At 67.6% G+C, this 23,161-nt stretch carries 20 protein-coding genes; 4 read left to right on the forward strand and 16 right to left on the reverse strand.

Annotated features, from left to right (window positions below):
* Nucleotides 1–9: 9 nt before the first annotated feature.
* Entirely contained in the window at nt 10–1,614 is a 1,605-nt protein-coding gene (locus ACSQ3D_RS13100) for a carboxyl transferase domain-containing protein (RefSeq protein ID WP_436127183.1), read from the reverse strand.
* 168 nt (nt 1,615–1,782) lie between these two features.
* Nucleotides 1,783–3,519, reverse strand: coding sequence for an AMP-binding protein (locus tag ACSQ3D_RS13105; RefSeq protein WP_436127184.1), 1,737 nt, complete (start codon nt 3,517–3,519; stop codon nt 1,783–1,785).
* A 164-nt stretch (nt 3,520–3,683) separates the two neighbouring features.
* On the opposite strand from ACSQ3D_RS13105, the gene ACSQ3D_RS13110 reads away from it, so the two are divergent.
* A complete protein-coding gene (locus ACSQ3D_RS13110; RefSeq protein WP_436127185.1) occupies nt 3,684–4,766 on the forward strand; it encodes an AraC family transcriptional regulator in 1,083 nt (360 codons plus the stop codon).
* Nucleotides 4,767–4,910: 144 nt separating this feature from the next.
* Nucleotides 4,911–5,591, forward strand: a complete 681-nt coding sequence (locus ACSQ3D_RS13115) for a glutathione S-transferase family protein (RefSeq protein ID WP_436127186.1) — start codon at nt 4,911–4,913, stop codon at nt 5,589–5,591.
* Between the two features lie 75 nt (nt 5,592–5,666).
* Here ACSQ3D_RS13115 and ACSQ3D_RS13120 read toward each other — a convergent pair whose 3' ends face one another.
* From ACSQ3D_RS13120 to ACSQ3D_RS13140, 5 genes are all read right to left on the reverse strand, one after another.
* The gene (locus ACSQ3D_RS13120) at nt 5,667–7,091 is read right to left on the reverse strand and encodes a patatin-like phospholipase family protein (RefSeq protein ID WP_436127187.1); all 1,425 of its coding nucleotides are present in this window, start codon (nt 7,089–7,091) and stop codon (nt 5,667–5,669) included.
* Between the two features lie 27 nt (nt 7,092–7,118).
* On the reverse strand, nt 7,119–7,775 hold the full coding sequence (locus tag ACSQ3D_RS13125) for an HAD family hydrolase (protein ID WP_396506825.1): 657 nt from the start codon (nt 7,773–7,775) through the stop codon (nt 7,119–7,121).
* Nucleotides 7,776–7,832: 57 nt separating this feature from the next.
* Nucleotides 7,833–10,751: a hypothetical protein gene (locus ACSQ3D_RS13130; protein WP_436127188.1), complete on the reverse strand. Its 2,919-nt coding sequence runs from the start codon at nt 10,749–10,751 to the stop codon at nt 7,833–7,835.
* Between the two features lie 114 nt (nt 10,752–10,865).
* Nucleotides 10,866–11,294 carry a YchJ family protein gene (locus ACSQ3D_RS13135; RefSeq protein WP_436127189.1) on the reverse strand — a complete coding sequence of 143 codons (429 nt, stop codon included), beginning with the start codon at nt 11,292–11,294 and terminating at the stop codon, nt 10,866–10,868.
* 28 nt (nt 11,295–11,322) lie between these two features.
* Complete coding sequence (locus ACSQ3D_RS13140) at nt 11,323–12,030, reverse strand: DUF4197 domain-containing protein (protein WP_436127190.1); 708 nt, start codon at nt 12,028–12,030, stop codon at nt 11,323–11,325.
* A gap of 170 nt (nt 12,031–12,200) precedes the next feature.
* Between ACSQ3D_RS13140 and ACSQ3D_RS13145 the strand changes: the two genes are divergently transcribed.
* On the forward strand, nt 12,201–12,680 hold the full coding sequence (locus tag ACSQ3D_RS13145) for a DUF421 domain-containing protein (RefSeq protein WP_056414414.1): 480 nt from the start codon (nt 12,201–12,203) through the stop codon (nt 12,678–12,680).
* Nucleotides 12,681–12,755: 75 nt separating this feature from the next.
* On the opposite strand, the gene ACSQ3D_RS13150 is transcribed toward ACSQ3D_RS13145, so the two are convergent.
* The 9 genes from ACSQ3D_RS13150 to ACSQ3D_RS13190 all read right to left on the reverse strand — a co-directional run bounded on the left by ACSQ3D_RS13150 (nt 12,756) and on the right by ACSQ3D_RS13190 (nt 21,742).
* The gene (locus ACSQ3D_RS13150) at nt 12,756–13,886 is read right to left on the reverse strand and encodes an acyl-CoA dehydrogenase family protein (protein WP_396506830.1); all 1,131 of its coding nucleotides are present in this window, start codon (nt 13,884–13,886) and stop codon (nt 12,756–12,758) included.
* Between the two features lie 40 nt (nt 13,887–13,926).
* Nucleotides 13,927–14,595: an SDR family oxidoreductase gene (locus ACSQ3D_RS13155; RefSeq protein WP_056414420.1), complete on the reverse strand. Its 669-nt coding sequence runs from the start codon at nt 14,593–14,595 to the stop codon at nt 13,927–13,929.
* A gap of 96 nt (nt 14,596–14,691) precedes the next feature.
* Nucleotides 14,692–15,783 (reverse strand): DUF695 domain-containing protein, encoded by a 1,092-nt coding sequence (locus ACSQ3D_RS13160; RefSeq protein ID WP_436127191.1) that lies wholly within the window; start codon nt 15,781–15,783, stop codon nt 14,692–14,694.
* Nucleotides 15,783–16,976 (reverse strand): acetyl-CoA C-acyltransferase, encoded by a 1,194-nt coding sequence (locus ACSQ3D_RS13165; protein WP_436127192.1) that lies wholly within the window; start codon nt 16,974–16,976, stop codon nt 15,783–15,785. Before ACSQ3D_RS13165 ends, ACSQ3D_RS13160 begins: the two co-directional genes overlap by 1 nt.
* A gap of 85 nt (nt 16,977–17,061) precedes the next feature.
* Nucleotides 17,062–18,864 carry a bifunctional isocitrate dehydrogenase kinase/phosphatase gene (gene aceK / locus ACSQ3D_RS13170; RefSeq protein ID WP_436127193.1) on the reverse strand — a complete coding sequence of 601 codons (1,803 nt, stop codon included), beginning with the start codon at nt 18,862–18,864 and terminating at the stop codon, nt 17,062–17,064.
* A 40-nt stretch (nt 18,865–18,904) separates the two neighbouring features.
* Nucleotides 18,905–19,564 (reverse strand): carbonate dehydratase, encoded by a 660-nt coding sequence (gene can / locus ACSQ3D_RS13175; RefSeq protein ID WP_396506835.1) that lies wholly within the window; start codon nt 19,562–19,564, stop codon nt 18,905–18,907.
* Between the two features lie 49 nt (nt 19,565–19,613).
* Nucleotides 19,614–20,804, reverse strand: coding sequence for an isovaleryl-CoA dehydrogenase (locus ACSQ3D_RS13180; protein WP_436127194.1), 1,191 nt, complete (start codon nt 20,802–20,804; stop codon nt 19,614–19,616).
* Between the two features lie 38 nt (nt 20,805–20,842).
* Nucleotides 20,843–21,226: a PaaI family thioesterase gene (locus ACSQ3D_RS13185; protein WP_200912402.1), complete on the reverse strand. Its 384-nt coding sequence runs from the start codon at nt 21,224–21,226 to the stop codon at nt 20,843–20,845.
* A 120-nt stretch (nt 21,227–21,346) separates the two neighbouring features.
* Nucleotides 21,347–21,742, reverse strand: coding sequence for a MerR family transcriptional regulator (locus ACSQ3D_RS13190; protein ID WP_056414436.1), 396 nt, complete (start codon nt 21,740–21,742; stop codon nt 21,347–21,349).
* A gap of 124 nt (nt 21,743–21,866) precedes the next feature.
* On the opposite strand from ACSQ3D_RS13190, the gene ACSQ3D_RS13195 reads away from it, so the two are divergent.
* Entirely contained in the window at nt 21,867–22,946 is a 1,080-nt protein-coding gene (locus tag ACSQ3D_RS13195; protein WP_436127195.1) for an MBL fold metallo-hydrolase, read from the forward strand.
* The last annotated feature ends 215 nt before the right edge of the window (nt 22,947–23,161 follow it).

Consider the following 23,161-nt stretch of genomic DNA (forward strand, 5'->3'; position numbering starts at 1 on the left):
CCGGCACGGTCACATGCGGAACAGGCCGAACCTGGTGTCTTCGATGGGTGCATTGCGCGTGGCGGCCAGGCCCAGCGCCAGCACACGGCGGGTGTCGGCCGGGTCGATCACGCCGTCGTCCCACAGGCGCGCGGTGGCGTAGTAGGGGTGGCCCTGGTCTTCGTACTGGCGGCGGATGGGGGCCTTGAAGGCTTCTTCTTCCTCCATGCTCCACTGCCCACCCTTGCCCTCGATGCCGTCGCGCTTGACGGTGGCCAGCACGCCCGCCGCCTGCTCGCCGCCCATCACGCTGATGCGCGCGTTGGGCCACATCCACAAAAAGCGCGGGCTGTACGCGCGGCCGCACATGCCGTAGTTGCCGGCACCAAAGCTGCCGCCGATGATGATGGTGAACTTGGGAACACTCGCGGTGGCCACGGCCGTGACCATCTTGGCGCCGTTGCGCGCAATGCCCTCGTTCTCGTACTTGCGCCCGACCATGAAGCCGGTGATGTTCTGCAGGAACACCAGCGGGATCTTGCGCTGGCAGCACAGCTCGATGAAGTGCGCGCCCTTCAGGGCCGACTCGCTGAACAAAATGCCGTTGTTGGCGATGATGCCGACCATCATTCCCTCGATGCGCGCGAAGCCCGTGACCAGCGTGGTGCCGTAGCGGGCCTTGAACTCGTCGAACTCGCTGCCATCGACGATGCGGGCAATGATCTCGCGCACGTCGAAGGGCTTGCGCGTGTCCACCGGGATCACGCCGTACAACTCTTCCGCTACAAATTTAGGAGCTATTGGCGCTTGATCAGCCGGCGCCGGAGCCTTGTTTTTATTCAAATTGCGCACCGCATTGCGTGCCAGTTGCAGCGCATGCAGGTCGTTTTGCGCCAGGTGGTCGGCCACGCCCGACAGGCGCGTGTGCACATCGCCACCGCCCAGGTCCTCGGCCGTGACGACCTCGCCCGTGGCGGCTTTGACCAGCGGCGGGCCGCCCAGAAAGATGGTGCCCTGGTTCTTGACGATGATGGACTCGTCGCTCATCGCCGGCACGTAGGCGCCGCCCGCCGTGCAGCTGCCCATGACCACGGCGATCTGCGAGATGCCCATGGCGCTCATGTTGGCCTGGTTGAAGAAGATGCGGCCGAAGTGGTCGCGGTCCGGAAAGACCTCGTCCTGGTTGGGCAGGTTGGCGCCGCCGGAGTCCACCAGGTAGATGCAGGTGAGGTGGTTCTGCTGCGCCACTTCCTGCGCGCGCAGGTGCTTCTTGACGGTGAGCGGGTAGTAGGTGCCGCCCTTCACCGTGGCGTCGTTGCACACGATCATGCAGTCCACACCGCTCACGCGGCCGATGCCGGCAATCAGCCCCGAGCTGGGCGCATCGTTGTTGTACATGTTGAGCGCGGCCAGCGGCGCCAACTCCAGGAACGGTGTGCCCGGGTCGAGCAGCATCTGCACGCGTTCGCGGGGCAGCAGCTTGCCGCGCGCGGTGTGCTTGGCGCGGGCGGCCTCGCCGCCGCCCTGGGCGACCTTGTCCAGCTGGGCGCGCAGGTCGTCGACCAGCGTGCGCATGGCCGCGGCGTTGGCCAGAAAATCCGCCGAGCGGGCGTTGAGTTGGGTGTCGAGAATCATGCAGGCTCCGTCGAATGTCGTATGGGTGGTGTGGTGCCACCGGCTGGCCGGTGGCACTGAAGGCCGCGGAGCAGGCCATGCGCGTGCCGCCGTGGAACCGGCTTTGCCGGGCCAGGGGCGGCGTCCCCCTCGGGGGAAGGCGCGAAGCGGCTCAGGGGGGTCATAGGTTCACGCGGTCTTGGCTTCGACCAGACCGAGCTGATCCTTCATCTCATCGCGGATCTTGAACTTCTGGATCTTGCCCGTCACCGTCATCGGGAAGCTGGTGACGAAGCGGATGTAGCGCGGCACCTTGTAGTGCGCGATCTGGCCTTTGCAGAAGGCACGAATGTCGTCTTCCGTCGGTGTGGTGCCCGGCTTGGCGATGATCCAGGCGCACAGCTCCTCGCCGTACTTGGCATCGGGCACGCCCACCACCTGCACGTCCTGCACCTGCGGGTGGCGGTACAGGAACTCCTCGATCTCGCGCGGGTAGATGTTTTCGCCGCCGCGGATCACCATGTCCTTGATGCGGCCGACGATGTTCACGTAGCCTTCGTCGTCCATGGTGGCCAGGTCGCCGGTGTGCATCCAGCCTTCGGCGTCGATGGCCTCGCGGGTCTTGGCCTCATCCCCCCAGTAGCCGTGCATCACCGAGTAGCCCCGCGTGCAGAACTCGCCGCGCTGGCCGATGGGCACCACGGCGCCGCTGTCGGGGTCCACGATCTTGACTTCCAGGTGCGGCTGCACCTGGCCCACGGTGGAGACGCGTTTGGCCAGCGGCGTATCGGTGCTGCTCTGGCAACTGACCGGGCTGGTCTCGGTCATGCCGTAGGCGATGGTGATCTCCGACAGGTGCATCTGCTCCACCACGCGCTTCATGACCTCGGTGGGGCATGGCGATCCGGCCATGATGCCGGTGCGCAGGGTGGACAGGTCGAACTCGGCAAAGCGCGGGTGGTCCAGCTCGGCGATGAACATGGTGGGCACGCCGTGCAGGCCGGTGCAGCGCTCATCCTGCACCGTCTGCAGCACGGTGAGCGGGTCGAACCCGTCGCTCGGGTAGACGATGGTGGAGCCGTGCGTGAAGCACGCCAGGTTGCCCAGCACCATGCCGAAGCAGTGGTACAGCGGCACGGGGATGCACAGGCGGTCTTCGGGCGTGAGCTGCATGCATTCGCCGATGAAGAAGCCGTTGTTCAGGATGTTGCGGTGCGTGAGCGTGGCACCCTTGGGGAAGCCCGTGGTGCCGCTCGTGAACTGGATGTTGATGGGGTCGGTGGCCTTGAGCGTGGCGGCGATCTGCGCCAGGCGCGCATCCTGCGCATCGCCGCGCGCCAGCAGGTCCGAAAACCGCAGCAGGCCGGGCTCGTCGGCGCCCTGCCCTGCCCCGTCGTCGATCCACACCACGGTGTTCAGGTGCGGCAGCTTCACGGCGCCCAGCTGGCCGGGCTGCTGGTGCTGCCACTCGGGCGCCAGCTCGCGCAGCATGCCCAGGTAGTCGCTGGTCTTGAAGCGCGCCATGCTCACCAGCAGCCGGCAGCCCACCTTGTTGAGCGCGTATTCGACCTCGGACGTGCGGTAAGCCGGGTTGATGTTGACCAGCACCAGGCCCACCTGCGCGGTGGCCAGCTGCATCAGCACCCATTCGGCGTTGTTGTGCGACCAGATGCCCACCCGGTCGCCGGGCACCAGGCCCTGGCCCAGCAGCGCGCTGGCCAGGCGCTCGGCCTCGGCCTGCAGCTGGGCATAGGTGTACCGGCGGCCCTGGTGCACGCTGACCAGCGCCTCGCGGCCGGGCTGGCGGGCCGCCATGTCGGCAAAGAAGCTGCCGATGGTCTGCTCGATCAGCGGGACGCTGGTGGCGCCACGGGCGTGGCTGCCGGTGAGGGGTGCTGGCGCTGCAGCGGTGGCGGGGCTCGTCATCCTTGTGTCTCCTTGCGGGGCCTGCGCGGTCCATGTGGCGACAAGCGGCGGCAGGCGGTGGCGCCCGTGGACCGGGCTGCGATCCGTAAGCATAGAAGCGCCAACCCGCCCCCGGTTGCCACAATGGTTGCAAATCGTGCCACGCCTGAGGCACACTGGCCCGCGTGAAATCCCTTGCACCGACCCCTGAGCCCGCCTGGCAGGCCTTGCCCCCCACCGCCGCCCCAGCCGTCACGCCGATCGCGTTCGTGCGGGCCATCGTACTGGCGTACGAGCAGCGCGGCCTGCGCCCCGACCAGGCCCTGGCGCAGGCACAGATTGCGCCGCAGCTGCTGCACGACGACCAGGCGCGCATCACGGCCTGGCAGATGGAGCGCATCTCGGACGCCGCCATGCAGGAGCTGGACGACGAGGCCCTGGGCTGGTTCAGCCGCCGCCTGCCCTGGGGCAGCTACGGCATGCTGGCACGCGCATCGATCAGCTCGCCGCACCTGGGCGTGGCGTTGGCGCGCTGGTGCCGGCACCACGGCCTGCTGGCGGACGATATCGCGCTGCACCTGACCACCGAAGGCGACACCGCCACGCTGCGCATCACCGTGGCGCGCGACCTGGGGGCGCTGCGCGAGTTCTGCCTGGTGTCGGTGCTGCGCAATGCGCACGGCCTGGCCTGCTGGCTGGTGGACTCGCGCATACCGCTGACCGCGGCGGAGTTTGCCTTTGCCGCGCCGCCGCATGCCGATGCCTATGCGGTGCTGTTCCGCGGCCCGGTGGCCTTTGGCGCGGCGCAGACGGCGATCCACTTCGATGCGCGCTACTTGAGCCTGCCGCTGCGGCGCGACGAGGCCGCGTTGCGGCAGATGCTGCAGCACGCGCTGCCGCTCACGGTGCTGCAGTACCGGCGCGACCGCCTGCTGGTGCAGCGCGTGCGGCAACTGCTGGGCGCCACGGTGGCTGGGCACGCCGCGCCCGCGCTGGCACAGCACAGTGCCGAGTCGCTGGCCGCGCTGCTGCACGTGTCGCCGCGCACCCTGCACCGCCAGCTCAAGGAAGAAGGCGCCACGCTGCAGGGCCTGAAGGACGAGGTGCGCCAAAGCCGCGCGGTGGACCTGCTGCACCGCACCGACCGCCCCATCAAGCAGGTGGCCGAGGCGGCGGGCTTCGTCAACGAAAAGAGCTTCATCCGCGCGTTCCGCAGCTGGACGGGGCACTCGCCCGCGGAGTTTCGCCGCCAGTCCCGCGATGCCTGACAGCCGTTGGGCGCATGCGGCGGTCGGCACGATCTGCACCCTGCATGGCACCTGTCCGACAGCCCCGCCCGCGGTGCGCCACTACACTGCATTCCACTTGTTTGCCTGACCACTGCCTGCCGCCCTGGCGGGCCCGCTCTGCCCATGATCCATCTCTACCACTGCGTCAGCGCCCGGTCTTTCCGCCCCTTGTGGATGCTCGAAGAGTTGCGCCTGCCGTACACGCTGCACATGATGCCGTTCCCGCCGCGCGCCAAGGCGCGCTGGTTTCTGGAAGAGAACCCACTGGGCACCGTGCCACTGCTGGTGCAGGGCGAGGGCACGCGCCAGGTGCGCATGACCGAGTCCGCCGCCATCTGCCAGTACCTGGCCGCCGCGCACCCCGATGCAGGGCTGGAGGTGCGCCCGCCCGACCCGGCCTTCGGCGCCTACCTGAACTGGCTGCACCTGGGCGAGGCCACGCTCACCTTTCCGCAGACGCTGGTGCTGCGCTATGGACGCTTCGAGCCTGCCGAGCGCAAGCAGCCGCAGGTGGTGGAGGACTACAGCCGCTGGTTCCTGGCGCGCCTGCGCGCGGTGGAGTCCGCGGTCGCCCGCCAGGACTACTTGTGCGCGGGCCGCTTCACCGCGGCCGATGTGTCGGTGGGCTATGCACTGCTGCTGGCCGACCATCTGGGTCTGGAGCCGCAGTTCGGCGAGGCCACCCAGGCCTATTGGCAGCGGCTGCAGGACCGCCCGGGCTACCAGCGGGCCCACGCCGCGCAGATCGAGGCGGCCGAGGACCAGGACGTGCCCACCACCCCGGCGCCCGACACGCGGCCTTGATGCGCCGCTGATACGACGACCCGCCCGCACTGTGACGCGGGCGGCGCCGCGTCCACGGATACGGGCCAGCGCCCGTTACTGCGGCGACGGGGGCGGCGGCGCACTGCGCAGCAGCGACTGCACCAGCGCGCGGAACTCGGGCGAGTGCCGCAGCACGCTGCCGCCCGCCTCGATCAGGTCCGTGACTTCTTCGTGCGCGATGGAGAACGCCGTGGGCACCTGCAGCAGGCGGCGGCGCGCCACGTCGTCCGGCGCGTCGCGCAGGTTCACCGGGATGACGTGGATCTCCGCATCGGGAGCGAACGCATCGCTCTCGCCCTTGGAGCCTTCGGCCAGCGACTGGCGCCACTGGCGGGTGATGTCGCGCAGAAACTCCTGCGTCTCGCGCGTGGCGCGGGCGCCGGTGCCAAAGAGCAGCGAGTCCACCACCTGCGCCATGTTGGGCACCTTGTCACTCATGTCGATGTTGACCGACGGGTCGCGCTCGGCGTTCACGGTGATGAGCACCAGCTTGCGGATGGTGGCGGGCGGTATGCCCACCTCGCTGAAGGTCTGGCGCAGCCCGCCGCCGGCCAGGGCCCGGTCCAGCAGGCGCTGCACACCCAGGTTGTCGGCCAGGCCGCCATCGACCAGGTGGATGTAGGGCTTGCGCTGCGCGTCGGTGTAGCTCAGCTCGTGGGCGCGGTACAGCCGGGCGCGGTAGTCGCCCCCGGCGGCGCGCGCGCCCACGGTGGACGCCGCGCGGTGGGCCGGGCACTGGTCGGCGTAGTTCTTGAGCGTCATGGGGCTGAGCAGCAATGGCACGGCCGACGAGGACGCCACCGCGAACGACAGCGGCACCTTGCGCAGGTCCGAGCAGATCAGCGAGAACTGCTCCCAGGTGAACTCGAAGCCCGTGCCCAGCGACATGTCGGTGGCGGTGATGAACAACTGCGGGTGGCGCGGGCGCCGCTCCACGTCGCCGAAGGTCAGCCCACCATACAGATCGTCGAGCCGCCGCGCCAGCAGGTGCGTGCGGCCCAGCCAGGGCGAGGTCAGGTCAACCAGGTTGCCCGGGCGCAGGGCCTGGCTGATGAGGCTGTTCTGGAAGTTCTGGCGCAGGAAGTCGTGCTCGAAGCGCGGCAGGCCGTCGATGCCATGCGCCGCGAAGTACGCCGCCACGATGCTGCCGCCCGAGACGCCGCTCACCACGTCGGTGGCATCGAGCAGGGTGGTGTCGCGGCCGTTCCACTGGAAGCGGGTCTGCTGCATCTCCGTCAGCACACCAAAGCCGAAGGCTGCTGCACGCGCACCGCCTCCCGAGAGCGTGACGGCCACGAGGATGGTCGGGTCGCGCTCGGACTTGCGCACCGGGATGTTCTGGTCTTCGAGCGGCAGCGGCTCGTTGATCCAGGGGCGCACCGACGAGCAGCCCATGAGAATGCCGACGGCGGCGAGGGCGGCGCAGTGCCGCAGCCACCGCGGCAAGCGGCGGCGCTTCGGGGAGATGGGCATCGTCATGGGCACGCGCTTCCTGCAGCGAAAACGTCAGCAGCCCAGCAGCGCCGGCAACTCGGCCATGCTGCCAAACACCCGCGTCGCGCCCGCGGCGAGCAGGGCCTCGCCATCGCCCAGCGGGGCATACGCGAACACCGTGGCACCCGCGGCCACGCCGGCCGTGACGCCGGTCACCGTGTCCTCCACCACCGCGCAGCGCAGCGGCTGCGCCTGCAGGGCGGCTGCGGCGGCCAGGTACACGTCCGGCGCAGGCTTGGTGCGCGGCATCTCGTGGCCGCTGAAGATGCGGCCTTCGAAGTACGGCGTGAGCCCCACCTTGGCCAGCTGCATCTCCACCTTGTGCCGGTCCGCCCCCGAGGCGCAGGCAATGCGCCCGCCGTGGTGCGCATGCACCCGCTCGATGGTGCCGTGGATGTGCTCGATGGCGGTGAGGCGCAGGTCCAGCTCGGTGTTGCGCCGGGCATAGAAGTCGGCCATCCACGCATCGGTGAGCGGCCGCCCGGTGTGCGCTTCGATGCGCGCGGCTTCGCTGCGCACCGTCTTGCCGATGAAGATGCGCATGCATTCCTCGGGTGTCAGCGCCCACCCGGCCTCGGCCAGCATGTCGCGCAGCACGCCGTTGGTGATGGGCTCGCTGTCAACCAGCACGCCGTCGCAGTCGAACAGGATGGCTTCGAATCGGTTCATTGAATGGTCACTCACTTTTCGTTCAGATGTTCGTTGGGCGTGGTTGCGTGGGCTGGGTCATCGATTCTCTACCGGGCTCTTGACCGCAGCGGAGCTGGCGCTAGCGCACAGCCCGGTGGCCTGCGCGGCCTCACGGCGGGCTCGCTCACGCACATCCTGCGCAGCCTCAGCGGTACCTGTACCGAGGGGACCACACCAGCGTTCCACCCAGTACCCGCCGCGCTCGGCGTCCCGCAGGACATGTGCGCGGGCCTCGTCGGCCTGTCCGCCCAGCCCCAGGCGGTGGGTGACCACCCACCTGTCCAGCTGCGCCACCAGATCACGCCGCGGCTGTACGGTATTGCGCACGGACGATTGCCACGCCTTCCAGCTTTCAAGAAGCTCGCCAGTACTCGGCCCTGACAGATCGGCCCACACCCTGGTTTCGAGGGCTCGGTCCTGCACATGCACCCAACTGATGGTGACGCGTGCAGGAATCATCGTCATGACCTGCTGTGCGATTTGCCGCGACGTCTCGGCCTGCCCATGCTCCAGCGCGAACCATGCCAGGTCCAGCATCGCTGAAGTCCGGCGGATGCGGTTGCGCAGGGCGTCCGGGCTGCGGTCGGAGGGCGCAGGCCATTCCCAAGCGTCCACATTGCGTTGCAGCAGCAGGCGCGCCTCGTCCACGTCTGCGGGTTGTCCACGCTGATCGTGCCAGCGCGACAGGCTGGACCGTGCATACGACGCCTGCTGGGCGGCCCCTTCATGGTCCGCAGCGTGATCCGAAGCCCCCTGCGCCAGCGCTTCCCAGTGCATCAGCGCACGCTGCATGTGCTCGATTTGCGCCGTCACCGTGGGCGCGTTGTACGCCAAGTCCCGCTCGGCCTCTGCCCGCAGGGTGTCGAGCACAGGGCCCGCACCGGTGGGCACGTCCGCCAGCAGACGCAGGCCCCAGGCCCTCGCGGCTTCCGGATCGCTGGTAGCGCGCAGCAGGCCCAGTTGCGCGCGGGCCCGGTCCGGTTCGGTGGCGGGCGGCAGGTCCTCCGCCAGCGCCCAGGCCTGCTGATACCGCTCCAGAGCTGTCTGCGTGTCTTCCATATCGAGCGCGTCGCCCGCGGCGCCCAGGTAGGTTTGCAGGCGTTGGCTGGCGGGTTGCTCCGACGCACGGGCGAGCCTGCGGCTCCACTCTTCGGACGTTATCGATAGAGCTTTGTCTGGCGCGGGACGGGATGCCGAAGGTTTCTGCATGTCGTCGGGCGGGTACTTCGGTGCAGACCTCACTGGCCACCGTCCGCTCGCAGCACCCGATGCCACCAAGGCCACCACGGGAAGAGCCAGACAAGCGGCATAAATGACCAGCCCTGCCAACGTGCCCACCACACCCAGGCGCGCGCCCTGAAACTCTGGCAGCAGGGCCCGGACGGCGGCCAGGCGCTGCGTGAACGACCAGCGAGAAAACCGGGGATGCTGCGTGGCCTTGAAGATGCGGGCGGCAGCGTCGCGCTCCGACAGTGCCTGCCCGTCGGCGGGTCGGGCCACCAACTGATCCACCCGCATCAGGCGCCAGTGGTGTGTCAGCCCCAACGCCAGCAGGCCTGCCAGCGCCAACGTCACCGCATCGCCCAAGAACCAACCCAACGCCGCCAACGCAAATACCCCGATCAGTACGAACGCAAAGCGCAGCACCGGCCAGCGCACGAAGAGCAGGGATTCGACCACCCTGCCTCCATCCAGAGGGTGCACGGGCAGCAGGTTGAGGTAGTTGATCGCGAGGCACATGATCGCGAAGTCGGATACCCATCCGGAACCGGGGAGCCAGCCCCGGGCGACCGCCAGCAACAGCGCCACCCCCAGGAACAGCCCGGGCATCGGGCCTGCCAGGTACACGCCCAGCTTGTTCCAGGTCGAGGCCTCGGGCTTGTGCCCCATGGCGACGCCGCCAAGACCGGGGATGAAGAGCACCGAGAGATTGCGATAGCCGAAACACCGCATGGCCCACCAGTGGCCGCCTTCATGCAGGGCAATGGCCACCAGCACCAGCAGTGCGCTGCGCCAGCTCATCAGGAGTCCCCCCACCACCATGAACAAGGCAGCCGTGACACCCAACGCCAGCCATTTTCGCCGAGGGCGGGCTGCGACCTCGGCCATGTGCGACTGGTGCTGCTCAAAGGCTTGCAGGTCGTTCTGCAACGCCACTTCCGCGTTCGACGGCGTGGAGGCGGCAGCCGCCGGATGGCCCGAAAGCACCCGGCCGGACCGGCGCACACCGCGCAGCAACGCCGGTGCGAGCCGCAGCGCCGCCGGCCAGCGGATACGCCACAGCGGCACGCCAACGGATCCGGGCTCGGCGGCGAGCGCCCCTGGCAGGGGTGTGAGGTAGCCCTGGGCTACGCCATGCGGCAGCATCTCTTGCGACCAGGCGATCGCCGCGTCACGAACCGTGCCGATATCCGTCACGGGCTGCCGGCCAGCGGCACATCCCGCGTCCACGCGGCGCTGGTGACCTTGCCAGGCTTCGCGCACGGAGGCAACGTAGTCGTCGTGGACCTGCCACGTAGGCGGCCACCAGAGCAAGAAATGCCGGTAGCAGTGCAGCGTCACGTCATGGGGGCGGCCGTCCTCCCACACCGTGACCCACTGGAAGACGCAGGGCCGGGCTGCATCGGGCAAGTTGGAGGGAGACACCTGCAGCTGCGAGCGCTCATCGGCAGACACATACACGTCGCTGTAGATCCACGGCATTCCAGAAATGTGCGCGATCGGGGAGGATTTCAGGCTGTAAACGTAGGCAAAGCCCAGTGCTGCAGCTTCCGCTTCAGCGCCGTCCAGAATGGCGCGGTAGGGGGCGGGAACCTCCGCGCGCTCCACAGTCGTCGACTGTGTCTGCTGCATCCGCAGGGCGGCCAAGCCGCGCGCCACAGCCACCCACATCCAGAGCGGCACCGCTGCCAGCAGCAGTGCGGCGGCGGTCGCCAATGTTGTCCATCGCTCCATGAATCACCCTCTCCTTGATGTCGACCGCGCCCGTGTCCCCGGGCTGCGCCATGTTGCTCAGTGCCAGTGCGTCTGCTTGTGCATGCAGGGCATTCCGTCGGCGCTTGCTGCGTGTCAGGACGAATCCCCATCCACATAGAACCACCGCCCCTGCTCCCGCACGAAGCGGCTGGTCTCGTGCAGGCGCACCGCGCGGCCGCCCACGCGGTAGCGGGCGACGAATTCCACGACGGCGCGGTCGTCGCTGGTCGCACGGTGGCCGCGCACCTCAAGGCCCAGCCATTTGGTGCCGGGCTCGAAGTCCAGCGCGGCCGGGCGGGTGCCGTCATGCCATGTGGCCTGCAGATAGTCGCCACGTTCCAGGACAAAAGCGGTGTAGCGCGACCGCATGAGGCTCTCGGCGTCGGGCGCGGGAGCGTCGTCCCAGTGGTCGAGGTAGCGTCCGCAGCAGTGGGCATACGCCAAGGCTGCCGCCCTGGCGCCCTTGCCGGGTGGGGCCTGGGTGCGTCCGCAGGGGCAGGGGTCGGTGTTCTTCAAAGGCATGGGATGGCCGCGGGGCGGTGGCTGCGCGTCACCGCAAGGCTCCGAAGACTTTCTTGGCGATCGCGCTGCCGGCGCTCGCCGGGTCCTGGCGGATGCGGCGCTCTTCCTCGCCGATCATGAAGTACAGGCCGTCGAGCGTCTTGCCGGTCACGTACTGCGCGAGGTTGGACTCCTCGGGCTTGAGCAGGCCGAAGCCTGCGGCCTTGCCGGCGAACGCGTTGTACTTCTGCGTGAGGCCGACCTTTTCGGTGGCCTGGTTCACCACGGGCAAGAAGCGCTCGCCCAGCGGGGCGCGCGTCTTGTCGGCGAAGAACATCGTGACCGAGGTGCTGCCGCCGGTGAGGATGTTCTTGGCGTCGGTCACCGTCATGCTTTGCACCGCACCGACCAGCAGGTCCTTGCCCATGGGCACGGCGGCCTCGGCGGCGCGGTTGATGGAGGTGACGAGCTCGTCGATGCGTTTGCCCTGGCCCAGGGACTTCATGACCTTGGCGGCATCGGCCAGGTAGCCCGGCAGGCCGATGCGCACCTGCGGGTTGCCCAGAAAGCCGTCGGGCCGGCCCAGCAGTGCCACGGCAGCCTGGGCGCCCTGCCCGAGCGCAGCCTTGAGGCCGCCGGACGCATCGGCATTCGTCAGGTCGCCCAGCGACAGCGCCAGCGCGCGCTGGTGGGCGGCCAGCAGCAGGAGCCCGCCCAGGGTGGCCGCGGTGGCATGGTGAAACTGGCGACGCAGCATGTGAAGCTTCTTTCAGGATGGAATGGGTGGCGGTGCGCCGGGCGGCGGCCCCCACGGTGGCGTGGCGCGCTCGCTCTGGCGGACACGTGTCGCCAAAGCCGATTTTCACCTACGCGCGCTGGGGCGAACCTGTTTACGATCTGGCGGCAACTGCAATAAGGAGTGGGGCCATGTGGACAACAAGCGTGCCTTGGTGGGAGTTCGTGCTGCGCGGGGTGGTGGTGTATGTGTTTTTGCTGATCTTCCTGCGGCTGACCGGCAAGCGGCAGACGGGACAGTTCGCGCCGTTCGACCTCGTGCTGCTGCTCATCCTGTCGAACGCGGTGCAGAACTCGATGAACGCGGGCGACAACTCGCTGGTGGGCGGGCTGGTGTCCGCCACCACGCTCATTGCCTGCCATGTGGTGCTGGCGCACATGACTTTTCGCGTGCGGTGGCTGGAGCGCCTGATCGACGGCACGCCCCAGGTGCTGGTGCGCAACGGCCAGGTGAACGAGACGCTGATGCACAAGGAGCTGCTCTCGGCCGAGGACCTGGAGGCGGCCCTGCGCGCCGGTGGCTGCCTGCACGTCCACGAGGTGGAGCGCGCCACCATCGAGACCAACGGGCAGATCACGGTGGTGCTGCGGCGGCGGGACAGTGCGCAGTGAATGTGCAGAAGGCCGTGGCGTGGCGCGGCAGGTCGCCGTGGGCTGCGGCCACGGCGCGGTATACCCCGAAGCGCGCTACGCCAGCGCGCGCTGGATGATGATCTTCTGCACGTCGCTCGTGCCTTCGTAGATCTGGCACACGCGCACGTCGCGGTAGATGCGTTCCACCGGGAAGTCGTTGACCACGCCGTAGCCGCCCAGCGTCTGGATGGCGGCGCTGCACACGCGCTCGGCCATCTCGCTGGCGAAGAGCTTGGCCATGGCGGCCTCCTTCAGGCAGGGCTTGCCGGCATCCCGCAGCGCTGCGGCGTGCCAGATGAGCTGGCGGGCGGCCTCGATCTGGGTGGCGCAGTCGGCCAGCCTGAAACCCACGGCCTGGTGGTTGAAGATGGCGGTGCCGAAGCTCTCGCGCTCCTTGGAATACGCCAGCGCCACGTCGAAGGCGCTGCGCGCCATGCCCACGCTTTGGGCGGCGATGCCGATGCGGCCGCCTTCGAGCGCGCCCAGGGCGATCTTGTAGCCCTCGCCTTCGGCGCCGATGAGGTTCTCGGCCGGGATGCGGCAGTTGTCGAAGTTGATCTGCGCGGTGTCGCTGGAATGCTGTCCCAGCTTGTCTTCGAGCCGTGCGATGACATAGCCGGGGCTGCTGGTGGGCACGAGGAAGGCGCTCATGCCCTTCTTGCCCGCGCCCTTGTCGGTGACGGCGATGACGATGGCCACCTGGCCGTTCTTGCCGCTGGTGATGAATTGCTTGACGCCGTTGATCACGTATTCATCGCCCTGCTTCACCGCCGTGGTGCGCAGTGCCGATGCGTCGGAGCCCACATGCGGCTCGGTCAGGCAGAAGGCGCCCAGCATCTCGCCGCGGGCCAGCGGCGTGAGCCAGTCGCGCTTTTGCTGGGCGTTGCCGTAGCGCATGAGGATGGCGTTGACGGGGCAGTTGGTCACGCTGATGGCGGTGCTGGTGCCGCCGTCGCCTGCGGCGATCTCTTCCAGCACCAGGGCGAGCGTGAGGTAGTCGAGGTTGGCGCCGCCGAACTCTTCGGGCACGCAGATGCCGTAGGCGCCCAGGGCGGCCAGGCCCTGGTGCACGTCGTGGGGGAAGTGGTGCTCCTTGTCCCAGCGGGCGGCGTGGGGCCAGATCTGTTCCTGGGCAAAATCGCGCACCGCGTCGCGGATCATTTCCTGGTCTTGGGTCAGCAGCATCGGGGTTGTCTCCGGAGGTCGTTGTGTTCGGTCGAAAGAATTACCAGTGGGCGGCGCGTCGGCCGTCGTGGTGCAGCAGGCGGCCCTTGTCGGCGGCCGTGACGCCCGCCACGGTGGCGCGCAGGCCGCGCACGCTGTCCTGCACCGTGAGCGCAGCGCCTTCGCCGCCCATGTCGGTCTGCACCCAGCCGGGGTCGATGGTGATGAGGGTGGCGCCGGGGTAGTCGTGCTGCGCCGAGGCCACGGCCATGTTCAACGCGGCCTTGCTGGTGCGGTACAGCCACGAGCCGCTGTCGGGCACGCTGCCGATCTGCGACATGGACGAGGACAGGAACGCGAACACGCCCTGTGCGTCGGCCACCAGGGGCGCGACCTGCGGCAGGGTCTGCATGGCGCCCAGCACGTTGGTGTGCATGACGGCGTCGAAGTCTTGCTGCGTGGGCGGCGTGAGCGCGTTGGGCCGGCGGATGACGCCGGCCACGTACCAGGCGGTCTCGATCTTTTCGCCGTCGAGCTGCCAGGCCAGGCCGCTCACGCTGGCGGGGTGGGCGACGTCGATGGTCAGCACCTCGGCGCCCAGGGCCTGCACCCGCTCGCGCCCGGCGTCGTCGCGCACGGTGGCGATCACGCGGCGGCCCGCGTCGGTGTACTGGCGCACCAGCTCCAGCCCGATGCCGCGCGATGCGCCGATGATGAGGATGGACTTCATTTTCAAGACCTTTCAGGGCTCTACCGCTTGATGGACAAGCGCAAGCAGCTATTGAATTGATAGCAATGCAGATGGCGCGTTGTACAAAGCCACTTTTTACAGGTGCACGGCGAATTCGAAGTAGCCCGACCACGTGGGGTCGAAGCGCGTGGTCAGCTCCAGCGAGGCGGCTTCGTCGCGCAGCAGCAGCGGCGCCAGCGCCTGGCGTGCCATCTGGGTGTCGCCCACGTAGTACACGGCCTTGCGGCGGCCGGCGCGGGTCATGGTGTAGGCCAGGATGCCCAGCTGCGGCAGTTCGAGCAAGGTGGCGGCCTGGTCCTGCAAGGCCTGCACGGCGGCCAGCTCTTCGCGGTTTTCGACGGCCAGGTCCAGCTCGAGCGCGTAGGCGAGGTCGGCCCGCATCGCGACGGGCTGCGCGCTGCGGTTGACCATGACGATGGCGGTGTCGTCGGAGTCGCCGTCGCTTTCACTCTCGCTTTCGCCGTCGATCTCTTCATCCTCGTCGCCGCTGCCGTCGGCGCCTGGGCCGAAGGCGAGCGTCATCCCTGCCCAGTCGTGCTCGCCCTGGGGAAACTCTCCCGTGCGGCCCAGAAAATTGATCCAATGGCGGTCGAACACCGGAGGCAGTTGGCTGAGCGGGGTCCACTGCGCGTCGGGGTCCTGCGGCATCTCGACGAAGTCCACCGCGCCCACCTTCACCGCAAAGTCGTACTCGCCCAGCACATGGTCGAGCATGATGAACGCCATGTTGCGCGCGTGGTCCTGGTAGTCGCTCGGGATCTCGCGGCCGAAGCGGATCTCCAGCGCGGCCTGTCCGTCATCGCGGCTGCAGGCCACCAGCACGTCGGAGGTCTCGAGTTCGAAGCCGTCCATGCCGATGGGGAAGTCGGGCTGGGTGGTGCGTTCGCGGAAAGCTCGCAGCCGGTAGTGCGCGAGCGCGGGCGCAGCGGCCACCAGTTGCATGAGCAGCGGAAAGTTGGCGACGCTGCCATGCGCGGTGGCGATCAGGTCCACCACGGCGTCATCGTCGCCGCCGGACATCTCGAGCGCCAGGCCTTCCAGGTGGCGCTCGAGGATGGTGTTGGCCGCTTCCACGCGGTCGCGCAGGGGCAGCGCCTGCAGCGTGGGCTGCGCGGCGCTGAACTCTGCCCAGAACGCGGTGATCTCGGGCGATGCGGGCGCCGCCATCAGACGAGTTCCAGCGCCACGGCCGTGGCCTCGCCGCCGCCGATGCACAGCGTGGCCAGGCCCTTGGTCAGACCACGGGCCTTCAGCGCATACATCAGCGTGACCATGATGCGGGCGCCGCTCGCGCCGATGGGGTGGCCCAGGGCGCAGGCACCGCCGTTGACGTTGACCTTGTCGTGCGGCAGGTCCAGCTCCTTCATCAGCGCCATGGGCACCACGGCGAAGGCTTCGTTGATCTCCCACAGCTGCACGTCGCCGACCTGCCAGCCGGCCTTGGCCAGCGCCTTCTGCGTGGCGCCCAGCGGGGCGGTGGCAAACCATTCGGGCTCTTGCGCGTGGGTGGCGTGGCTCACGATGCGGGCCAGGGGCGTGGCGCCGAGTTTTTGGGCCGTGGACTCGCGCATCATCACCAGGGCGGCCGCGCCGTCGTTGATGCTGGAGCTGGACGCGGCGGTGATGGTGCCGTCCTTCTTGAAGGCGGGCTTGAGGGTGGCGATCTTCTCGAGCTTGACCTTGCCCGGGCCTTCGTCGGTCGACACCACGGTCTCGCCCGCACGGGTCTTGACGGTCACCGGCACGATCTCGGCCGCGAATGCGCCGGACTCGGTGGCCGCCTTGGCGCGCTGCACGCTGGCGGTGGCGAAGGCGTCCTGCTGCTCGCGGGTGAACTGGTACTTGGCAGCGCAGTCTTCGCCAAACGTGCCCATGGAGCGGCCGGCCTCGTACGCGTCTTCCAGGCCGTCGAGCATCATGTGGTCGAAGATGCGGTCGTGGCCCAGGCGGTAGCCGCCACGGCCCTTTTGCAGCAGGTAGGGCGCGTTGGTCATGCTCTCCATGCCGCCGGCCACCATGACGTCGTGCGTGCCGGCCAGCAGCATGTCGTGCGCCATCATCGCGGCCTTCATGCCGGAGCCGCACATCTTGGACAGCGTGACCGCGCCCGCTCCCTTGGGCAGGCCGCCCTTGAAGGCCGCCTGCCGCGCGGGCGCCTGGCCCTGCCCTGCCATCAGGCAGTTGCCGAACAGCACTTCATCCACGGCGTCGGGCGATACGCCTGCGCGCTCCATGGCCGCCTTGATCGCGGCACCGCCCAGGTCATGGGCAGACAGGCTGGCAAAGTCGCCCTGCAGCGACCCCATGGGGGTGCGCGCTGCGCCGACGATGACGATGGGGTCTTGGGTGGCTGTGGTCATGGTGTGGATCTCCTGGGTTGCTGTCGGTGTTGTGTGAACGAAAGATGCGGGAGCGTGGAGGCAGCGTTTGCAGCAGCGCCGCGCGCTAGGGAGCTGCGCCGCGCGCAAAGCGCCGGTCGCTGTCGTACGGAAAGACATCGAGCATGTGGCCGGCCTGGATGCGCTCCTTGTGCGACTGCCAGAACGCGGCATCGAGCAGGTCCGCGTGGTGCTTCATGAAGACCTCGCGCACGGCGTCGTTGCCCAGCAGGAATGGGCCGAAGGTTTCGGGGAACACATCGCGCGGGCCGACGCTGTACCAGACCTCGCCGCTCATCTCTTCTTCCTCGTTGCGCGGCGCGGGCACGCGGCGGAAGTGGCAGTCGGTGAGGTATTCGATCTCGTCGTAGTCGTAGAACACGACCTTGCCGTTGCGGGTGACGCCGAAGTTCTTCCAGAGCATGTCGCCCGGGAAGATGTTGGCGGCGACCAGGTCCTTGATGGCGTTGCCGTATTCGATCACGCTGCGCTCCATCCGCTGGTGGGCGCGCGGGTCGGACAGGCCTGCATCGAAAGCTTCCTGCAGGTAGATGTTGAGCGGCACCATGCGGCGCTCGATGTACAGGTGCTTGATGATGACCTCGGTCTGGCCGTCACCGTCGCGGTCGCTGATCTCGAGCTGGCTGGGGGCGAACTTTTCGATCTCGGCGATCAGCGCATCGTCGAAGCGGTCGCGCGGGAAGGCGACCTCGCTGTATTCGAGCGTGTCGGCCATGCGGCCCACGCGGTCGTGCTGCTTGACGAGCAGGTACTTGCCCTTGATCTGCTCGCGCGTGGTTTCCTTCTGGTGCGGGAAGAAGTCCTTGATGAGCTTGAACACGAACGGAAAGCTCGGCAGGTCGAACACCAGCATCACCATGCCCTTGATGCCCGGTGCGATGCGGAACTTGTCGCTGGAGTGCTTGAGGTGCGAGAGGAAGTCGCGGTAGAACAGCGTCTTGCCCTGCTTGGCCAGGCCCAGGGCGTTGTAGATTTCGGCGCGGGGCTTGCGCGGCATGAGGCTGCGCAGGAACTGCACGTAGGCGCTGGGGATCTCCATGTCGACCATGAAGTACGCCCGCGCAAAGCTGAAGAGCGCGAGCAGGTCGTCCTCGCCGAACAGGGCGGCATCGATGGCGAGCTTGCCCGCGTCGGTGTGCAGGATGGGCAGCGCGAACGGCACTTCGCTGAAGCCGTTGATGATCTTGCCCACCACGTACGCGCCCTTGTTGCGGTAGAACAGGCTGGCCAGCACCTGGATCTGGAAGTTGGCGCGCAGCGTCATGTGCGCGATGCGCGGCTCGATGGCGGCCAGCACATGGGCGGTGTCGCGCGCGAGGTCTTCGAACTCGCGCTGCAGCCGGAAGTTGTCGATGACGGCCTGCAGCGTGCTGTGCAGGTTGCTGCGCGAGGGGTAGTACGCGCGGTAGGTGGGCAGCGCCGCGGGCTCGTCGTTCTCGATGTACTCGGTGCTGACGGCCGGTCGCACGAAGATGAAGTCGTTGTGGAAGTGCGTGCGGTGCAGGATCTTGGTGGTGACCGAGTTGAAGAAGGTCTCGGCCAGCTCGGGCTGGTGGTGGTTGACCAGCAGCCCGATGTAGTGGAGCTTGATCTGGTGCCACACGTCCATGGGCTGCGAGCCGGCGCCGAACTCTTTTTCGAGCCTGCGCACGCACTCCTTGACCCGAAGGTCGTAGAACTCGATGCGCTCGCGCTGGGCCCGCTGCTGGCCCGGCCAGTCGGCCGTCTCGAAGCGGTGCTTGGCGCGCGCGGACTCGGTGCGAAACAGCCGGTAGTGGCGGTTGAAGCCGTCCATCATCGCCTTGGCGATGCCGTAGGCCTCGGGGGCATCGAGCCGCTGGGGAAACATGGCGCGCCGGGGCTGGCTGGGGGCCTGGTGCGGGGCCGGGCTATTCGCGGTGCTTGGAAGCGACACCGGCGATGGCGGCCTTGTAGATCGCATCCAGGCCTTCGGTGCTGTCCACCGTCATGTGCAGGTTGTTGATGAGGCCGTCCTTGAGGCCGTAGCACCAGCCGTGCAGCGTGACTTTCTGGCCGCTGCCCCAGGCGTCGAGCATGACGGTGGTCTGCGCGATGTTGACCACCTGTTCGATGGCGTTGAGCTCGCACAGCACGTCGTGGCGCCACTGGGGGGCGGTAGCGGCGATGAGGTCGCGGTGCCGGTCGCGCACGTCCTGCACGTGGCGGATCCAGTTGTCGGCCAGGCCCACGCGGATGCCTTCGAGCGCGGCCAGCACGCCGCCGCAGCCGTAGTGGCCCACGACCATCAGGTGCTCGATGCGCAGTTGGTCGACTGCGTACTGGATGGTGGACAGGCAGTTGAGGTCGGTGGGCACCACCACGTTGGCCACGTTGCGGTGCACAAACACCTCGCCGGGCTCCAGGCCCGTGATCTGGTTGGCCGGCACGCGGCTGTCCGAGCAGCCCACCCACATGTACTTGGGCTTTTGCTGGGCCAGCAGGCCGGTGAAGAAGCCGGGGCGCTCGCGCTCCATCTGGGCGGCCCAGGCGCGGTTGTGTACGAAGAGGTCGTCGATGGAGGTCGTCATGGGGTCCTTGAAGTCAACGTGCCGCCAGGGGTTGGCTGGGGCGGCGGGCTCAGCAGGTCTCGGCGAACAGTTCGCGGCCGATCAGCATGCGGCGGATCTCGCTGGTGCCGGCGCCGATCTCGTAGAGTTTCGCATCCCGCCACAGGCGGCCCAGGGGGTACTCGTTGATATATCCGTTGCCGCCGTAGATCTGCACGCCTTCGCCGGCCATCCAGGTGGCTTTCTCGGCGCACCACAGGATGACGCTGGCGCAGTCCTTGCGCACCTGGCGCACGTGGTCGGTGCCCAGCATGTCGAGGTTCTTGGCCACGGTATAGGCGAACGAGCGGCCGGCCTGCAGCACGGTGTACATGTCGGCCACCTTGCCCTGGATGAGCTGGAACTCGCCGATGCTCTGGCCGAACTGCTTGCGGTCGTGGATGTACGGGATCACGTTGTCCATGACGGACTGCATGATGCCCAGCGGGCCGCCGGTGAGCACCGCGCGTTCATAGTCCAGGCCGCTCATCAGGACTTTGGCGCCCTGGTTGAGGCCGCCGAGCACGTTGGCCGCTGGCACTTCGACATTGTTGAACACGAGCTCGCCCGTGTGGCTGCCGCGCATGCCCAGCTTGTCGAGCTTTTGCGCAATGCTGAAGCCCGGCATGCCTTTTTCGATCAGGAAGGCCGTGACGCCGCGTGCACCCAGCTCGGGCTCGGTCTTGGCGTAGACCACCAGCGTGTCGGCGTCGGGGCCGTTGGTGATCCACATCTTGCTGCCGTTGAGCAGGTAGTAGCCGCCCTTGTCCTCGGCCTTGAGCTTCATGCTGATCACGTCGGAGCCCGCGCCCGGCTCGCTCATGGCCAGGGCGCCCACGTGTTCGCCGCTGATGAGCTTGGGCAGGTATTGGGCCTTTTGCGCTTCGTTGCCGTTGCGGTTGATCTGGTTCACGCACAGGTTGCTGTGCGCACCGTAGGACAGCCCGACCGAGGCGCTGGCGCGGGAGATTTCCTCCATCGCCACCATGTGCGCGAGGTACCCCATGGACGCACCGCCGTACTGCTCGGACACGGTGATGCCCAGCACGCCCAGGTCACCCATCTTGCGCCACAGATCCATGGGGAACTGGTCGCTGCGGTCGATCTCTGCGGCACGCGGGGCGATCTCGGCCTGGGCGAAGTCGCGCACGGCGTCGCGCAGTGCGTCGATGTCTTCGCCCAGCTGGAAATTCAGGCCGGGAAGGTTGGCGGGAATGCTCATGGATGTCTCCTCGAAGGTGAAGGGGAAAAGGCTTGTGTTCAGCCCTGGATGTGGTCGCGGCCCGTGACGGCCATGAGCGTGCAGCCCATGGTGGCGATGAGTTTTTCCTGCCCGCCCTCGATGGCGAAGGCCCGGCCCTCGCACACCGTGATGGTGCGGCCGGGCTTGAGCACGCGGCCTTCCATGCGAAAGCGCTCGCCCTGGGCGGGCGCGAGCAGGTTGATCTTGAATTCGATGGTGAGCACGGCCGCATCGGCCGCCATCAAGGTGAAGCCGGCATAGCCGCAGGCGGAATCCAGCGCCGTGGCGACCATGCCGGCATGCAGGAATCCGTGCTGCTGGGTGAGCGCCGCGGCCCAGCCGAGCTCGATGTCGACCGCCCCAGGGGCCACCAGCGCCAGGCGCGCGCCGAGGGTCTGCATCGCGCCTTGGCGCGCAAAGCTGTCGGTCACACGGGCTGCGTACTCTGCGCAGCGGGGCTCGAAGGGGCTCGTTGGCACGACGGTCTCCAGATTTACGTTTACGTAAACGTCAATTATGGCTCATTTTTGTTTTTCGAGCTGCAGCAGAAGGGCACGGGCGTCGCTCTCGTGCTCTTGCACCTCTTCGAGGTTGGCCTTCAGATCCGCCATCTGCTCTTCCAGCTGCTTGCGGTGCACCACCAGCACGTCCAGGAATTTGCGCAGCTGTACGCCGGTATCGCGGGGGCTGTCGTAGAGGTCGATGATTTCCTTGGCCTCGGTGAGCGACAGGCCCAGGCGCTTGGCGCGCAAGGTCAGCCGCAGCCGGGTGCGGTCCCGCGCGCTGTACACCCGGTTGCGGCCTGCGGCGCCAGTGCGCTCGGGCTGCAGCAGGCCCATGTCTTCGTAGAACCGGATGGCCCGCGTGGTGAGATCGAACTCTTTGGCGAGGTCGCTGATGCTGTAGGTGTTGGCCATGGTGCTTGTGGGGTGCAGCGCAGGTGGTTTCGCCCAGGAGACAGCCCTGGGGCTGCCAATCCCTACAATGCCTGGATGCATGACGTTTACGTTAACGTCAATGCTAACCCATCCGGTAGCCGCCATGAATCCCCTTGAACACCAAATCCACTACCCCTTGGGCGACGCCCTCCCTGGCGAGGGCTCCGTGTTGGAAGTCGCGCCGGGCATTCGCTGGATACGGATGGGACTGCCGTTCGCCCTGGACCACATCAACCTGTGGCTTCTGTGGGACCGCCAACCCGACATCCACGGAAACTGGGTCGACGGCTGGACGGTGGTGGATTGCTGCATCGACAGCGCCACGACGCGCGCGCAGTGGGAGCAGGTCTTTGCGAACTGCCTGGAAGGGCTTCCCGTTTTGCGTGTGATCGTGACGCACATGCACCCCGACCACATCGGCCTGGCGCACTGGATCTGCGACCGCTGGCAGGTGCGCCTGTGGATCAGCGCGACAGACTACAACACCGCCAGGATCGCGGTGTACGACCGGGACGGCTTCGGGGGTGAAGCCAATGCGGATTTCTATGCATTGCACGGCATGCGGGACGAGGAATTCTTGCAGCACGTTCGTGCCCGCGTGTCTTATTTCCCGACCCTGGTCCCGGCGCTTCCGTCGACGTTTCGCAGGTTGCTGGACGGTGGAACGGTGGACATAGGCGGGAGGGTCTGGCGATGCATCAGTGGCTATGGCCACGCGCCCGAACACATGGCTCTGTGCTGCGAGGATTTGGGTGTTCTCTTGAGTGGCGACATGGTTTTGCCACGCATTTCAACGAACGTGAGCGTGCATGCCACGGAGCCGGAGGCGGACTCCCTGCGTTTGTTTCTGACGTCGCTGCGCAGGTATGTGGACCTGCCCGCGGATACCCTGGTGCTGCCGTCACACGGCAAGCCTTTTACCGGGCTGCACCAACGCATCCAGCAACTGGAAGACCATCATCGGGATCGTCTCCAGGACATCATGGATGCCGGCGGAGGAGCCGGCTTGTCGGCCGCCGATGCCCTTCCGATCCTGTTCAAGCGTTCGCTGGACGCCCACCAGATGACCTTTGCCATGGGCGAGGCGTTGGCGCATTTGCACTGTCTGTGGTTCGGCGGGCAGATGGAGCGTCTGCTGGACTCGGACGGCGTGCACCGCTTCAGGATGCGGTCCGTCGGTTGAATCGGCTGTGTATTGACCGGCCTAGCGATTGATCAGAGGATGATGTGGACTTAGTGCTTGGGTTGCTCCAGGCTTGCGGTGGCGCGGAAGCCATAGACCTTGCTGACCTGATCGTCAGGAGGAGCTCGGCGGGTCGTTCGTCGATCCACCTATTCACCTCTTCACTTATCGACTGATATCGCTTTCCGTGCTTCTATGGTTCAAAGCAAAGCGGA

Origin of the sequence: Acidovorax sp. LjRoot117 (genome assembly GCF_964252695.1) — a bacterium.
Lineage (GTDB): Bacteria > Pseudomonadota > Gammaproteobacteria > Burkholderiales > Burkholderiaceae_C > Acidovorax.

Coding starts and splice junctions, on each gene's coding strand:
- ACSQ3D_RS13100 (WP_436127183.1), bottom strand. CDS start 1,614: ATGATTCTCGACACCCAACTCAACGCCCGCTCGGCGGATTTTCTGGCC.
- ACSQ3D_RS13105 (WP_436127184.1), bottom strand. CDS start 3,519: ATGACGAGCCCCGCCACCGCTGCAGCGCCAGCACCCCTCACCGGCAGC.
- ACSQ3D_RS13115 (WP_436127186.1), top strand. CDS start 4,911: ATGATCCATCTCTACCACTGCGTCAGCGCCCGGTCTTTCCGCCCCTTG.
- ACSQ3D_RS13120 (WP_436127187.1), bottom strand. CDS start 7,091: ATGACGATGCCCATCTCCCCGAAGCGCCGCCGCTTGCCGCGGTGGCTG.
- ACSQ3D_RS13125 (WP_396506825.1), bottom strand. CDS start 7,775: ATGAACCGATTCGAAGCCATCCTGTTCGACTGCGACGGCGTGCTGGTT.
- ACSQ3D_RS13130 (WP_436127188.1), bottom strand. CDS start 10,751: ATGGAGCGATGGACAACATTGGCGACCGCCGCCGCACTGCTGCTGGCA.
- ACSQ3D_RS13135 (WP_436127189.1), bottom strand. CDS start 11,294: ATGCCTTTGAAGAACACCGACCCCTGCCCCTGCGGACGCACCCAGGCC.
- ACSQ3D_RS13140 (WP_436127190.1), bottom strand. CDS start 12,030: ATGCTGCGTCGCCAGTTTCACCATGCCACCGCGGCCACCCTGGGCGGG.
- ACSQ3D_RS13145 (WP_056414414.1), top strand. CDS start 12,201: ATGTGGACAACAAGCGTGCCTTGGTGGGAGTTCGTGCTGCGCGGGGTG.
- ACSQ3D_RS13150 (WP_396506830.1), bottom strand. CDS start 13,886: ATGCTGCTGACCCAAGACCAGGAAATGATCCGCGACGCGGTGCGCGAT.
- ACSQ3D_RS13155 (WP_056414420.1), bottom strand. CDS start 14,595: ATGAAGTCCATCCTCATCATCGGCGCATCGCGCGGCATCGGGCTGGAG.
- ACSQ3D_RS13160 (WP_436127191.1), bottom strand. CDS start 15,783: ATGGCGGCGCCCGCATCGCCCGAGATCACCGCGTTCTGGGCAGAGTTC.
- ACSQ3D_RS13165 (WP_436127192.1), bottom strand. CDS start 16,976: ATGACCACAGCCACCCAAGACCCCATCGTCATCGTCGGCGCAGCGCGC.
- aceK (WP_436127193.1), bottom strand. CDS start 18,864: ATGTTTCCCCAGCGGCTCGATGCCCCCGAGGCCTACGGCATCGCCAAG.
- can (WP_396506835.1), bottom strand. CDS start 19,564: ATGACGACCTCCATCGACGACCTCTTCGTACACAACCGCGCCTGGGCC.
- ACSQ3D_RS13180 (WP_436127194.1), bottom strand. CDS start 20,804: ATGAGCATTCCCGCCAACCTTCCCGGCCTGAATTTCCAGCTGGGCGAA.
- ACSQ3D_RS13185 (WP_200912402.1), bottom strand. CDS start 21,226: ATGCAGACCCTCGGCGCGCGCCTGGCGCTGGTGGCCCCTGGGGCGGTC.
- ACSQ3D_RS13190 (WP_056414436.1), bottom strand. CDS start 21,742: ATGGCCAACACCTACAGCATCAGCGACCTCGCCAAAGAGTTCGATCTC.
- ACSQ3D_RS13195 (WP_436127195.1), top strand. CDS start 21,867: ATGAATCCCCTTGAACACCAAATCCACTACCCCTTGGGCGACGCCCTC.